Annotated in this window: 15 protein-coding genes; 10 read left to right on the forward strand and 5 right to left on the reverse strand. The window is 62.0% G+C overall.

What is annotated here, in order from left to right:
• The first annotated feature begins 2 nt into the window (after positions 1–2).
• Genes RO009_14700 through fabG form a run of 10 tightly spaced genes read left to right on the forward strand, consistent with a single transcriptional unit; the run spans position 3 to position 8016 of the window.
• Positions 3–770, forward strand: a complete 768-nt coding sequence (locus RO009_14700; GenBank protein ID MDT3686281.1) for a cyclohexa-1,5-dienecarbonyl-CoA hydratase — start codon at positions 3–5, stop codon at positions 768–770.
• Positions 755–1942 carry a benzoyl-CoA reductase subunit C gene (gene bcrC / locus RO009_14705; protein MDT3686282.1) on the forward strand — a complete coding sequence of 396 codons (1188 nt, stop codon included), beginning with the start codon at positions 755–757 and terminating at the stop codon, positions 1940–1942. Before RO009_14700 ends, bcrC begins: the two co-directional genes overlap by 16 nt.
• Entirely contained in the window at positions 1939–3249 is a 1311-nt protein-coding gene (bcrB, locus tag RO009_14710; GenBank protein ID MDT3686283.1) for a benzoyl-CoA reductase subunit B, read from the forward strand. Before bcrC ends, bcrB begins: the two co-directional genes overlap by 4 nt.
• A 14-nt stretch (positions 3250–3263) precedes the next feature.
• Positions 3264–4589, forward strand: coding sequence for a benzoyl-CoA reductase subunit A (gene bcrA, locus RO009_14715; protein ID MDT3686284.1), 1326 nt, complete (start codon positions 3264–3266; stop codon positions 4587–4589).
• Positions 4586–5431, forward strand: coding sequence for a benzoyl-CoA reductase subunit D (bcrD, locus tag RO009_14720; GenBank protein MDT3686285.1), 846 nt, complete (start codon positions 4586–4588; stop codon positions 5429–5431). The genes bcrA and bcrD overlap by 4 nt, the downstream gene beginning before the upstream one ends.
• Positions 5432–5450: 19 nt before the next feature.
• Positions 5451–5696, forward strand: coding sequence for a YfhL family 4Fe-4S dicluster ferredoxin (locus RO009_14725; protein ID MDT3686286.1), 246 nt, complete (start codon positions 5451–5453; stop codon positions 5694–5696).
• 7 nt (positions 5697–5703) lie between these two features.
• On the forward strand, positions 5704–6204 hold the full coding sequence (locus RO009_14730) for a hemerythrin domain-containing protein (GenBank protein ID MDT3686287.1): 501 nt from the start codon (positions 5704–5706) through the stop codon (positions 6202–6204).
• A 9-nt stretch (positions 6205–6213) separates the two neighbouring features.
• Complete coding sequence (locus RO009_14735) at positions 6214–6705, forward strand: GNAT family N-acetyltransferase (protein ID MDT3686288.1); 492 nt, start codon at positions 6214–6216, stop codon at positions 6703–6705.
• Entirely contained in the window at positions 6705–7265 is a 561-nt protein-coding gene (locus RO009_14740) for a GNAT family N-acetyltransferase (GenBank protein MDT3686289.1), read from the forward strand. The genes RO009_14735 and RO009_14740 overlap by 1 nt, the downstream gene beginning before the upstream one ends.
• On the forward strand, positions 7252–8016 hold the full coding sequence (fabG, locus tag RO009_14745; GenBank protein MDT3686290.1) for a 3-oxoacyl-ACP reductase FabG: 765 nt from the start codon (positions 7252–7254) through the stop codon (positions 8014–8016). Before RO009_14740 ends, fabG begins: the two co-directional genes overlap by 14 nt.
• 296 nt (positions 8017–8312) lie before the next feature.
• On the opposite strand, the gene RO009_14750 is transcribed toward fabG, so the two are convergent.
• The 5 genes from RO009_14750 to RO009_14770 are packed head-to-tail and all read right to left on the reverse strand — an operon-like array spanning position 8313 to position 13669.
• Complete coding sequence (locus RO009_14750; protein MDT3686291.1) at positions 8313–9203, reverse strand: dihydropteroate synthase; 891 nt, start codon at positions 9201–9203, stop codon at positions 8313–8315.
• Positions 9200–11071, reverse strand: coding sequence for an ASKHA domain-containing protein (locus RO009_14755; protein ID MDT3686292.1), 1872 nt, complete (start codon positions 11069–11071; stop codon positions 9200–9202). The genes RO009_14750 and RO009_14755 overlap by 4 nt, the downstream gene beginning before the upstream one ends.
• Positions 11064–11735 carry a hypothetical protein gene (locus tag RO009_14760; protein MDT3686293.1) on the reverse strand — a complete coding sequence of 224 codons (672 nt, stop codon included), beginning with the start codon at positions 11733–11735 and terminating at the stop codon, positions 11064–11066. The genes RO009_14755 and RO009_14760 overlap by 8 nt, the downstream gene beginning before the upstream one ends.
• A gap of 3 nt (positions 11736–11738) precedes the next feature.
• Positions 11739–13010 (reverse strand): uroporphyrinogen decarboxylase family protein, encoded by a 1272-nt coding sequence (locus tag RO009_14765; GenBank protein MDT3686294.1) that lies wholly within the window; start codon positions 13008–13010, stop codon positions 11739–11741.
• Positions 13007–13669: a cobalamin-dependent protein gene (locus RO009_14770; GenBank protein MDT3686295.1), complete on the reverse strand. Its 663-nt coding sequence runs from the start codon at positions 13667–13669 to the stop codon at positions 13007–13009. The genes RO009_14765 and RO009_14770 overlap by 4 nt, the downstream gene beginning before the upstream one ends.
• Positions 13670–13693: the final 24 nt, after the last annotated feature.

The following is a 13693-nucleotide window of genomic DNA, read 5'->3' on the forward strand; positions in this document are numbered from 1 at the left end:
TGATGACCGCGCCACTCAAGTCCTGGGTCGAAGCCGATGGCCGCCTTTTGCGGTTGCGGCTCAATCGTCCCAAGGCAAATCTGATTGATGCGGCGATGATCGCGGCCCTGAACCAGGCATTCGGGGAGCATCTGGGCAATCCGCTTCTCTCCGCCGTGCTGCTCGATGCTGAAGGGCCGCATTTCAGCTTCGGCGCAAGCGTCGAGGAGCATTTGCCTGGGCAATGCGCCGATATGCTCGCGCAGTTGCACCGGCTGATCCTGAGCATGGTGGAATCGCCGGTGCCGGTTCTGGTCGCGGTGCAAGGACAGTGCCTTGGCGGCGGCCTGGAAGTGGCGCTCGCCGGACACTTCATCTTCGTGGCGCCAGACGCGAGTCTCGGACAGCCGGAAATGAAGCTTGGTGTGTTTGCGCCGGCGGCCTCCTGCCTGTTGCCGGAGGTGATCGGGCCGGTGCGCGCGCTCGACCTGCTTCTGTCCGGACGCAGCATCTCGGGCAGCGAAGCCGCCGCCATCGGGCTTGCCAAGGAAGCGACTGCCGATCCGGCGGGCGTGGCGCTCCGCTATTTCGACGAACATCTGAAGCCGAAAAGCGCAAGCTCGCTGCGATATGCGGTCAAGGCCGCGCGCGGCGACTATTGCGCGCGTGTGCGGGAGAAGCTCGCCGCGGTCGAGCGCAGGTATCTCGACGAGCTGATGCATACGCACGACGCGGTCGAGGGAATCGAGGCTTTTATTGCGAAGAGGGCAGTTCAATGGACGCATCACTGACGCGCTCGGCCACGGCCGGCATCGTCGCTCGTGCCCAGGACTTGTTCGAGGATCTCTCGTTCAATGCGGCGCGTGAATGGAAGGCGGCCAAGCCTGGCCGAAAGGTGGTCGGCTACATGCCGATTTACGTGCCGCGCGAGATCATCCACGCTGCCGATATGCTGCCGCTGGGCGTCGTCGGCGGCGGCGACCAGCTCGAGGTGATCCACGGCGACGCCTATTATCAGAGCTATATCTGCCGCATTCCGCGGTCGACCATCGAACTCGGCGTATCGGGCCGGCTCGATTTTGTTGACGGAATGCTGTTCCCGTCGATCTGCGACGTGATCCGTAATCTCTCCGGCATGTGGAAAATGATGTTCCCGGATGTTTATTCCCGGTATTTCGACGTGCCGCAGAATTATCGCGACGAGATCGGCGGAAATTACTACGTCAATGAGCTTGCGGAACTTCGGCACGATCTCGGCGAATTGCGGGGCAAGCCGATAACCGACGACGAGTTGCGCCATTCGATCGCTGTCTACAATGAAAACCGCAAGCTGGTACGAGAGCTCTATGCCTTCCGCGCCGAGCGGCCCTGGCAGGCGCCCGCTCCGGAAGTCTATCTGGTGTTGCGCGCGGGTCTCGTTCTGCCGGTGGAAGAGCACTCGGCAATGCTGCGCGATTATCTTGCCGCGGCCCGTGCGGAAGAGCGGCCGATGCGGGACAATTGCCGCATCGTGCTGACCGGTGCGTTCTGCGAACAGCCGCCGCTCAACTTGATCAAATCGCTGGAGCTTGCCGGCTGTTACGTGGTCGACGACGACTTGTTGTTGGTTACCCGCTGGCTGACGGCCGATGTTCCGACCGACGGCGATCCCTTGCGCAATCTTGCGACGTCCTTCCTGCACCAGTCGGAATCCACGGCGGCGAAATACGAGCCAGACCAGAAGGAAAAGGGCCAGCACCTGGTCCGGGCGGTGAAGAAGTCCGGCGCCGAAGGCGTGATCTTTGCGGCGCCCAGCTTCTGCGATCCGGCGCTGCTGGACCGGCCGATGCTGCAGCACGTCCTCAAGGACGCGGGCATTCCATTCATCGCATTCAAATACGCGGAAAATTCAGGGCAGATGCAGCCGATCCGCGAACAGGCCGGCACTTTCGCCGATTCGATCAAGCTATGGAGCGGAGCATGAGCAGGGTCATCGTCACTCCCAAAGCGGCTGCCAAGGAGGTTCTGAAAGATGCCTCCATGCAAAAGCAAAAGGACATGATGGCGGGACATTACGACCGCCTGACCAGTGCACCGGAGACCGGCGCCAAGGTGGCTTCGACCTTCGTGCCCGGAAATCTGAACGAACTGATCATGTGTTTCGACCTCGTGAACAATCTGCCCGAGGTCAACGCAATCCAGAGCGGCCTGCGGCGCCAAAGCGGCGGCTATGTGCTGGAGGCTGAGAAGATCGGTCACTCCGAGGACGTCTGCACCTACGTCAAGTCTGACGTCGGCATGATGGCGAAGGGCAACATCGCGCCGAACGGCAAGAAGTTCCCCAATCCGGATGTGCTGCTTCTGTCCTATACCGGCTGCTTCACCTTCATGAAGTGGTTCGAGCTCCTGCGCGAGCAGTACAAGTGCGAGACAATCATGTTGCACACGCCCTATATGGGCGACGGCAAGATCACGCCGAATATGGTTGAGTACATGGTCAAGCAGCTCAAGGAAGAGGTGATCCCAAAGCTCGAGCAAGTCTCCGGTGTCAAGTTCGACATCGATCGCCTGCGCGAAAACCTGAAGAAGTCGGTGACGGCGGAGGAGGATCTCGTCTGGGTGCTGCAGAGCGCCAAAAACAAGCCATCGCCGATCGACGCCTATTTCGGCGGCATCTACTATATCGGTCCGATCTTCGGCGCGTTTCGCGGCACAGACGACGCGATCGAATATTATAAGTTCTTGCGCGAGGAAGTGGCGGAGCGCATTGCCGAAGGCAAAGGCCCGGTCACGCCGGACGGCGACATGGGCAAGGAAAAGTACCGGCTGGTGGTGGAAGGGCCGCCGAACTACACGAATTTCCGGCAGTTCTGGAAGATGTTCTACGACGAAGGCGCGGTCGTCGTCGCCTCGAGCTACACGAAAGTTGGCGGCGTATACGATCTCGGCTTCCGTCACAATCCGGACAAGCCGCTCGAGACGCTCGCCGAATACTGCCTCGGCGTTTACACCAATCGCAGCCTGCCGATGCGCATCGACATGTTGTCGAACTACATCAACGAATACGAGGCGGATGGTCTGCTGATCAACTCAATCAAGAGCTGCAACAGCTTCTCGGCCGGCCAGCTTCTGATGATGCGCGAAGTCGAGAAGCGGACCGGAAAGCCGGCGGCCTTTGTCGAATCCGACCTGGTCGATCCGCGCTATTTTTCCGCCGCCAATATCAAGAACCGGCTCGAAAGCTACCTGCAGATGATCGAACAGAAGCGCGCTGGCTCGAAGGCAGCGTGAGAGGAGCGCCGTAGATGAAGACCTTTGTTGGCATTGACCTCGGCTCAACCACGACCAAGGCGGTTCTCCTGGACGAGAACCGCGAAGTCATCGGCCGCGGCATCACCAATTCGCGCTCGAACTACGCCACGGCGGCGCGGGTCGCGAGCCAGGAGGCGCGCGTCGATGCGCGCTTTACCCTGTTCCGCCGCGCGCTTGCGGGTGCTGACGGGCTTGCAACTGATCTTGATGAGTTTCTGTCGGCGCTCGAACGCGCGTTCCGTCTGGAGCAATTCGTTGAGCAGCTCGCCGATCTTGAACAGACCTGCCTTGGCCATATCAAGGGCGACCGTTTCGCTGAGGTCGAAGGCGCAGTCAAGGAGGCCCTGAGCGAGGTGTTCGAGCGGCTGCGCAAGGAGGCTCCGGAACTCTACGCGCCCGGCGCCAAGCGCAAGTCCGACTTTTTCCGCGACATCGCGGGCTCGCGCTATCACGCGCATGCGGAGGAGGTCGCGCGCGCCGCGTCCGCGCCCTACGATCTTCTGATCAACGTCTATGACAAGTCGATCATCGACGTGGAGAACAGGCCGCCGGAAGGCAACCTGAGCGACAAGTTTCGCCGTGCGCTCTCACGCATCCTTTCGGCGGATCAGTCGGCATCGAACATCCAGTCCACGATTGAGGATGCGCTCGCGATCGATCTCGAAGAGACCTATCTGGTCGGTACCGGCTATGGCCGCGTGACACTGCCGTTCTCCAAGGAACACATCCGCTCCGAAATCCTGTGCCACGGGCTCGGCGCGCATATGATGTATCCGAAGACCCGCACCGTGCTCGACATCGGAGGGCAGGACACCAAGGGGATCCAGGTCGACGAGAACGGAATCGTCGCCAATTTCCAGATGAACGACCGCTGTGCCGCTGGCTGCGGGCGCTATCTGGGTTATATCGCCGATGAAATGAATATGGGCCTCCACGAGCTTGGCCCGCTGGCCATGAAGTCGGACAAGCCTGCGCGTATCAACTCGACTTGCACGGTGTTCGCAGGCGCGGAACTGCGCGACCGCTTGTCGCTCGGCGAGAAGCGTGAGGACATCCTGGCCGGCCTGCATCGCGCCATCATTCTGCGCGCGATCTCGATCATCTCACGTTCCGGCGGCGTCACCGATGAATTCACTTTCACCGGCGGCGTGGCCAAGAACGAGGCAGCGGTGCGCGAGTTGCGCAAGCTGATCAAGGAGAATTACGGCGAGGTCACCATCAACATCAATCCGGAATCGATTTACACGGGCGCGCTTGGAGCGGCCGAATTCGCACGCCGGGCCCATGAGGGCGGCGACAGCATGGAGGAAGCGGCATGACGATTGCGGCTGGAATCGACGTTGGTACGGGCGCGGTCAAGGCTGCGATCTTCAGCGTCGAAAACGGAAAGGAAACATGGCTCTCGCGCGCAATCCTGCGCATTCGTCAGCGCGATCCGATCGAGCTTGCGCGCATCGCCTATGACCAGGCGCTGGAGGACGCAAAGCTCACTCCGAACCAGGTGGACTATGTCGCGACCACAGGCGAGGGCGAGAGCGTGCCGTTCCACACCGGGCACTTCTACTCGATGACAACGCATGCCCGGGGCGCAATCTATCTGGACCCGGAGTCTCGGTCGGCGCTTGACGTCGGCGCTCTGCATGGCCGTGCGATTTCGATCGATGAGCGCGGCAAAGTGCTGAGCTATAAGATGACGAGCCAATGTGCGTCGGGATCGGGACAGTTCCTGGAAAATATCGCCCGCTATCTCGGAATTGCGCAGGAAGAGATCGGGTCGCTTTCGCAGCAGGCCGACAATCCGGAAGTGGTCTCCAGCATCTGCGCGGTGTTGGCCGAAACCGACGTGATCAACATGGTGTCGCGCGGAATCAGCGCGCCCAACATTCTGAAGGGAATTCACCTGTCGATGGCGGCGCGGCTGTCCAAGCTGCTCAAGTCCACCGGCGCGGTTTCGGGCGTTGTGATGATGACCGGCGGGCTGGCGCTGGACAAAGGCTTGGTGGCGGCCCTCGAGGAGGACATCGCCAACATAAAAGACATGAAGACGATTGTGCGCAGCCATCAGGACTCGATTTACGCGGGTGCGATCGGAGCTGCGCTGTGGGGCGCTCATCGTTTTGAGAAACTGGCGGCAAGTGGCTTGTTGCCAAAAGCCGCTTGAACTTGAAGGAGGCAGCCACATGGCATTAATGATCACAGATGCATGCACAGCATGCGATGCTTGCGAACCAGTTTGCCCCAACAAGGCGATCTCGGCTGGCGACCCGATCTATGTCATCGATCCGATGAAATGCACCGAGTGCGTCGGTGCCGAAGATGAGCCGCAATGCAAGCTGGTCTGTCCGGCCGACTGCATTGTGCCAAACCCGGATTGGGACGAAGACAAGGACGCGTTGCTGGCCAAGTACGAACAACTGCACGCATGAGGCGGTCATGACCTTTGCGAACCGCGTAAGCCAGGTTCTGCACGACGAGCACCGCGCCACGATCGCCTTGATGGAGCGGCTTGAGCAGACGCTTGGGCGGCATCGGGGGACGCCGCCCGATCGCGCCGACGTTGCGGTGACGAAGCTCTTGACCGAGCTCGCGGTGGATCTGGAAGCGGAAGTCCAGCGCCACTTTGACTTTGAAGAAAGCCAGCTCTTTCCTTATCTCGAGGCGGCGGGCGACGAGGCCATCGGGGCGCATCTGACGTCGGAGCACCACGCGATGCGCCCGCTTGGGCTGAGCCTTGCCGGTCTTGCGCGCGATGCGGCCAAAGACGGGTTTGATCAGGAGCGCTGGAACGAGTTTCGACGTCTCGGAACCGAGTTGTGCGATCGCATGCTGTCGCATGTGCAGAAAGAGGAGATGGCGCTGCTCCCGCTGCTCGATGAGGTAATGGATCCCGAGGCTGAAGCGCGCCTTTATGAAGAATATACAGGCAATGCGTGAGGCGACCGCATGAGACCAATAGCAGCCACGACCAGTCCGGCTACGCGCGCTCTGAGCGCCGAGGATATCAGTCGTATCGTCACGATTGACCGGGCGCATACCGGGCAGTCCCGCCGCCGCTTCTTTGAAAAACGCTTCGCGGCCGCGAAAGCCAAGCCCGATGATTTCGTGCATATCGGCGTCATGAGAGGCGGCTCTCTGCGCGGTTTCATTCTGGCTCATCTGCAACGTGGCGAATTCGGTCGGGACGACGTCATCGGCGTGTTCGACGCGGTCGGCGTCGAGCCGGAATGCCAGGACCGGGGGGTGGGGCAAAACCTCATTGAAGAACTGGTGGCGATCATGCGCCAGAAGGGAGTGCGCTGCCTGCACTCCCAGGCGGACTGGACGAACCACAATCTCATTCGTTTCTTCGATGCGTCCGGGTTCTCCCTATCATCTCGTATGGTGTTGGAACGATCCGCCGCCGAGCCCCTCGTTGAGGTCATGGAGGAGGTGTGATGGCACCGCGGAAAAAATCTGACCAGCGCGCAGGAGTCACCATCCCGACCCGGCTGGGAACGGCAGCGGAGGTGAATTACGGGAAGGAGCCGAGTCCTGATTTCGGCCCCTTGGCGCGCGATCGCATACCGGTGCGAGCCATGACCGAGCGCGATCTGCGCGCCCTGATAGCCATCGACCGGCGCATCACCGGCCGGGATCGCAGCGGTTACTTTCAGGACAAGCTTGCAGAGGCGCTGGCCGATTCCGATATCCGCGTCTCGCTGGTCGCAGAATGCGACGGCGTTCCTGTCGGCTTTATCATGGCGCGGGTCGATCTTGGTGAATTCGGCCGAATCGAGCCGGTTGCGGTGATCGACACCATCGGAGTCGATCCAGATTATCATGAGAGAGGGGTCGGCCGCGCGTTGCTATCGCAGCTTCTTGTCAACCTGGCGACACTGCGCGTTGAGCGCGTGCGCACGGAGATTGACTGGCGTCAGCGCGAGTTGCTCGCCTTCCTGGACCATTGCGGTTTCCATCCGGCGCAGGAGCTCTGCTTCGACCGTGCGATCACCTGAAGCGCCCGCCGGCGTGCAACCGGCCCCCAATTGTCGTCCCGACTTCAGGTTTGCCGGACATCGGGCGATCGTCACCGGCGCCGCGCGCGGGATTGGCCGCGCCATTGCCGATGCGCTGGCTGCCGCTGGCGCCGAAGTTCACGCATTCGATGTGCAAGAGGCGGAGGAAGGATCCGCTTTTCCGCATCGGTTTCTTGAGCTCGATATTGTCGATGCCGGATCGGTGAAAGCTGCGATTGCGTCGCTACCGGGTCCGGTGACGCTGCTCGTCAACAATGCCGGCATTACACGGGATCGCTCGCTTCTGAATATGAGCGATGCCGAATGGTCGAGTGTCATCGACGTCAACCTGACCGGGGCATTCAACATGATGCGCTCGGTAGTGCCGGGGATGGCGGCATGCGGATTTGGCCGCGTGGTCAATATCACGTCGATCAATGGGCTGCGCGGCAAGTTCGGCCAGGCCAATTACGCCGCAGCCAAGGCTGGTCTGATCGGATTGACGAAGACTGCGGCGCGCGAATTCGGCAAGAGGGGCGTGACGGTCAACGCGGTTGCGCCCGGCATGGTGATGACCGACATGGCCCGGGCGCTGCCGCGAGAGGTGCTCGATCGCGCCGGGTCCGAGGCGGTGCTCACGCGGCTCGCCGAGCCTCGGGACATAAGTGATGCTGTTCTTTTCCTTTTGTCGGATGCAGCCCGATCTATCACCGGAGAGGTGCTGCGGGTGGATGCCGGGCAATATATTTAGTTAATGCTCACCAATAACGGTACCGTTTCTGTTTAATTCGGCCACTGCAAATTGTTACGCCATCCCCGGGCGTTAAAGGTTCGTATTGAACGGCTTGATCTTCCTGCAGTGAAGCTTTGCGGCTGCGAGGTCGCATAGAGCTCAAACAGGTGAGAGCAATGAGCCTGTCTGCATTCGTCCGCAAACCAAAGACATGCCCGTTCCAGCGAGCGCCGGTGATCAGGCTGGCGAGGAATGGTTGCCGTCATCGCGGGGAGATGGCCGCCAGCTCTGGATCGTGGCCGGGCGGCGCTCTGTCAGGCCTTGTACAGCTTGCGGATCGCACGCATCGCGTTGCCGCCGGTCTGCTCCAGAATGTTTCTGTAGGCGTTGAGCACGTAGTTGTCGTCCGGCAGCGGATGATAGGGCCGCCAGGGCGTCGCCAGCACCGCGTCGAAGCCGAGCGGTACGGCAAGTGTGAGGAAGGCGCATTCCAAAGACAGCTTCATGTCCGAGCCGTCCGCTGCCTTGGGCGGAAGCTGCTGGCCGATATTGGTCAGGCCGCCCATGATGTGGATGCCCTTCAGGTCCGGATCGGAGCGAATCGCACGCACCGCATCAAGCGTGGCGCGGTGCAGGCCTGTTGTGTCGGCCACCACTGCGCTGATCGAGATGTCGATGAAGATGTCGTCCATCGCCATGCCTTGCTCGGCCTGCAGCCTGAGCGCGGCGCGCCGTGCGGTCGCGATGATATCCTCTGCGGTCTTGTTAGGCTTGGCGATGCCATTGTCCACCCGCTCGGAGGCCATGACGATCACCTTGAAGGGACCGTGCGTCTTGTAGAGGTCCATGATGCCCCAGCGGTGCTCGGTGATCGAGTTGATCAGCGGCAGCGCTCCGTTGGCGCGCGCGCGATCATAGGTCGCAAGGCAGACCGCCTGCACCGCCGCGGTCGGGAAGTCGAAGCACAGCGGTACCGTCACCACGTCCTGAATGGCGCGGATGGTCCTGGCCATGAAATCCGGATCGTTAACCGCGCGTGGCCCTATCGTGACGTCGAGAAAATGCGAACCCGCCTCCACCTGCTTCACCGCCATGGCCTGGATGCCGGCGAGATCATCGTTCTCGATCAGCGTCTTTATGCTCTTGAAACCGGGATTGATGCGATCGCCGATGACGATCAGGTTGAAGGCGTTTGATTGTGTCACGATACTCTCGCTCTCTTGAATCCGATGTTGTGCATGAAGGTTTTCTGAAATTCGGTGCGCGTGCTGAGTTCGACATAGCGGCAGCTTGACGCGATCTCGGCGGCGCGCACACGCGCGCCTCGCGCTGCCAGCATCTGGCGGATACCGAGGCCCGCCGCGTTGCCGACCTGCTCGAATTTTTCCCGTGGCAAGTCCGGTAACAATCCGATCGCGATTGCGCTTCTGACATCGATGTAGGCGCCAAAAGCGCCGGCGAGGATGACGCGGTCGAGTTCGCTTTCGGCGAGGTGCATGTCTTTCAGCAGTAATTCCATGCCGGTTCGGATCGCCGATTTCGCAAGCTGCACCGCGCGGATGTCGTGCTGGGTGAAATAGACATCCTTGGCGAGGACCGCCGCGCACTGACCGCGGATTTCGGCGACGTCGGGATGCCCGGCCGCGAGCCGGCCTGCGTCGCCCAGTTCGCCTGCTTCGCGCAGCGCCGCGACTGTATCGATCACGCCGGAGCCGCAGATCCCGACCGGCTTGCCGCCGCCGATCACCGCAAGCGTCAGCCGGCCGTCCTTCACGGCAACGCGCTCGACGGCACCTTCGGCCGCCCGCATGCCGCAAGCGATATGACCGCCTTCCAGCGCCGGCCCCGAAGGGCAGGAGGCCGTCACGATCTCACCGCGCCGGATCAGCGAAATCTCGGTATTGGTGCCGATATCGACGACCAGTGCAGTTGCAAGCGACGACCACGTCGGCTCGGTGGCGAGCAGGGCGCTCACATGATCGCCACCGACAAAGCCGCCGACATTTGGAGCAAGATGCACGTAGGCGCCGGGACAGACAGACAGGCCGAGATCGCGCGCTTTTACGTCCATCGCCTCGCGCAGGGCCGCGACAAAGGGCGCACGGCCGAGTTGGCGCACCGGCAGACCGGCCAGCAGGTGGTGCATCGCAGTATTGCCGCAGACCGCGACATCCACGATGTCTGCCGCGCTTGCGCCAACGGCTTGCGCGAGATCATGCGCGATTGCATTGATCGCCGCGGCTGCCGCCGTGCGCAGATGCTCGGCCGATGCCGCATCCCGCATGGCGTGATTGATGCGGCTGATGACATCGGCGCCCCAGGACGTTTGCGGATTTTCGATGCCGAGGCTTGCGAGCCGCGTGCCGGTGCGCAGATCGATCAGGAAACCCGCGACATTTGTAGTGCCGAGATCGACGGCAAGGCCGAGCAGGGGGGCGCCTGCGGGCGCAATGCCGATGGCTTCCTGTCCGTGCAGTCTGACATTCAGCGTCCAGTCGGCTGATCGCAACATGGGTGGCAATTGCCGCGCCGCCGCGATATCGAGCGCCGTCCACGGTCGGCCTGCCGCGCGCAGCAGACGGTCCGCGTCAGACAGCGGATCTTCGAGCGTTGCGGCTGGAACAGACAGATCGACACAGGCAACGGCCGGATCAAGCACCAGTTTTTCGTGGCTTTGGGCTTCCGCTTCGGCGCGCACAACGGGAGCAAGCGAGCGCGGCTCCACCTCAATCGTGCAATCGGCGCGTGGCCGAACCTGGCAGGCGCGCACCCAGCGGCCACGCGCCTCCTGGCCCTCGCGGGCCGGACGCGGCCCCATCAGCCGGCCGTCGCCATCCTGCACTTGACCGTCCATGATCTGGACAGTGCAAGTCCCGCAGGCGCCGCGTCCGCCGCAGGCGCCGACGATGCGAAGCCCGCTGCGGCGCGCGCTCTGGAAGATCGTTTCGCCCGGCTCGGCGACGATTTCGCGGTCGAGCTGCGGAAATCTCAGCCTGTGGGGTTCGGTTGCCGGAGCCGGCGCGCTACGATCCGATGAAGAAGGTTGCGGCTGCATGACGCTGCGCTCAGGCATCCACCAGTTCGCGCGGGGCGATCTTGCAGGTTGCGCGCGAACTACATTCGTCGCAGCGCGACCAGCGCACCGCCGGCAGGTCGACGCCCGCGCCGAACATCACCGACACCGACTTGATCGGGTTCAGCATGTGGCCGCCGAACAGCCCGACGCCGATGGACTCGGCGTCCGCCAGCCGCAGCAATCCGGCTTGTGCATTGAGCGCGAGCCCCGGATCGCCCGGCCGCAATTCTCCGGCGAGGTTCAGGCCGCTCTTGCGCGCGGCAAGCAGCATGCGGTCCTGCAGCCGGCGCGACACCGCGAACAGAAGCTCGTTCGCCACCTCGTCGAGCGCCAACCCAAGCGACATGCTGCGCTCTCTGAACAGGGCTCCGACCCGCGCCTCGACGCGGGGACCGACGGTGGCGACGCCGCAGGCGAGCGCCGTCAGGCGGCCTGACTGCGGCAGCAGCTTCGGCGCATAAAATCTCTCGTCCCCGGCCCTCAGTGTTTCGGCGGCGGGCTCCTCAAGATCGACGATTGAGAAGCTGAGTGCCGGCTCGGCCAGCGACTCGCGCTCGATGAGCGCGAGCGCTTCGTCACGAAATCGCTGTTGCGATGAGCGCTTGGCGGACGCCTGTCCGGCGACCTCACGCAGCAGCGGTCCGGCCGGCAGGCTCGGCATGGCTCACGCCCCGTACTTGCGTGCGGCCTTGTACATGGCCCGGGCGTTCTCGACCGGTGTCTCGTCCGGCAGGCCGAACGCCGCGTCGAGAATGAGCTTGCCGCCTTTGTGGAAGACGTTCTCGGCGAGATGCCGGACTGCGGCGTCCACTTCGTCGGGCGTTCCGGTGGTCAGCAGCGAGGGCGAGATGTTGCCGCGCAAGGCAACGACGTCGCCCAGCACCTCGAACGCCTTCACCATGTCGGTGCGCTCGAACCAGTAGATGCACTTGCCCGCCGGAATGTCCTTGATGATCTCCAGCCGCTTGGTGCAGTCAGCCTCCCAAAGCGGCATCGGAATGATGCCGGCGTCGATCATATTGATCATCATCTTGCGGAATGACGGCCACCAGAAGGTCTCGAACTGCTTCGGTGACATGAAGGCGTCCGGCGCCCAATGGATGGGAATAAACACAACTGGGTGGTTCGACCCCTTCGCCCAGTTGATCGTCTGCTTGCTCAGAAAGATTGTGGCCTTGTCCAGTAGCTCCAGCAGCTTGTCCTTGTTGCGGAACAGGTCCTTCATCATTCCGGTAGCGCCGCGGAAATAGTCTGCGACGAAGTCATATGGCGCGATCGAGGTGCTGACATGCGAGTTGGGGAAGCCGAGCGTCGCCATGCGCTCGCTGAAGGCCACGCTGTGGGTGACCAGACGCTCCACCTCTTCCGCGGCCTTGAACAGGCGCTCGAACGCCGCGCGCACGCGCGGTTTGGCGAAGGCGCGCATGCCGCCGACCAGCCGGAAGTAATGCAGACCGGGCAGGTAAGGCAGGTCCTCCAACCCTTCGAACACACCGGCGACGCGCGGCAGATACTTGTTCAGATAGAAGGCGGTCGGATCGAAGATGAAGTCGTCGTATTCCTCCGGCTTCATGTATTCACGGTCGAGATACTGATAGGGCTGGTTGTCGCCGACCCCGTGCCCCGGCCAGATCAGCTGCTTGTAGTCCATGGCGTCGAGCACGGGACCGATGGCGGTGTTGAGCAGCAACGGGCTGCAGACATCAGGTTCGAGCTCGAGGACTACGCGCTCCGCGATCGCCGCAGTCCCTTCGTAGTCGTACATCAACTCGCGATTTGTGACGCCCGCGAACTTGGCCATCCAGAATGTACTGAACAGCGCCGTCGGCATGCGATCGGGCTGTTTCAGCGCGACGCAATCCATCAGGCGCTGCCAGCGTGCATCGTAGGCCGCCTTTGCCTGGGGCGTTTGCACCGCCGTCTGTAGGGCGTTCATTGCACCGCTCCCGCCCAGCTCTTGCAGAGGGTCACCGCTTCGACCGCATTGATCCCGAAAGCATCGGCGCCGGTATAGTTGCACACCGCTTCGTCGATCTGACCACCGCCGATCATGATCTTGCGGTTCGCCCGCATGCCCTTGCTTTCGATCGCTTCGATCGTCTCCTTCATGGAATCGAAGGCGATGGTGAGGAAGCCTGAGAGGCCGATCACATCGGGCTTGTAGCTGTCGATCTCGTCGATGAAGGTCTGCACCGGCACGTCAACGCCAATGTCCTTCACCTCGAAGCCGTTGATGTCGAGCATGAACGATACGATGTTCTTGCCGATGTCATGCAGATCGCCGTGTACGGTTCCGATCAGCACCTTGGCGAGCTTCTTGGCCTGTTCGCCCGGCGCCTGCACGATCAGCGGCTTGGCGATGGCGCCGATATTTTCGAGCATCTCGCCGGCAAGGACCAGCTCGGGAAGGAAGTATTCGCCTTGCTCGAACCGTTTTCCGACAATGTCCATTGCCATGCGGCAGAGTTCGAGCACGCGCAACGGATTGGCTTTTTCCTCGAGTAGCATGCGCTTGGCGAGTGCAACCGCGTCGTCCTCGTTCATGTCGGCAAGCCAGTCGACCAGCTGCTGCTCTTGTGTCGTCATCTCGCTCATGTTCGTACTCCGTGTCATCCAGTT

The organism is Pseudorhodoplanes sp., assembly GCA_032027085.1.
Lineage (GTDB): Bacteria > Pseudomonadota > Alphaproteobacteria > Rhizobiales > Xanthobacteraceae > Pseudorhodoplanes.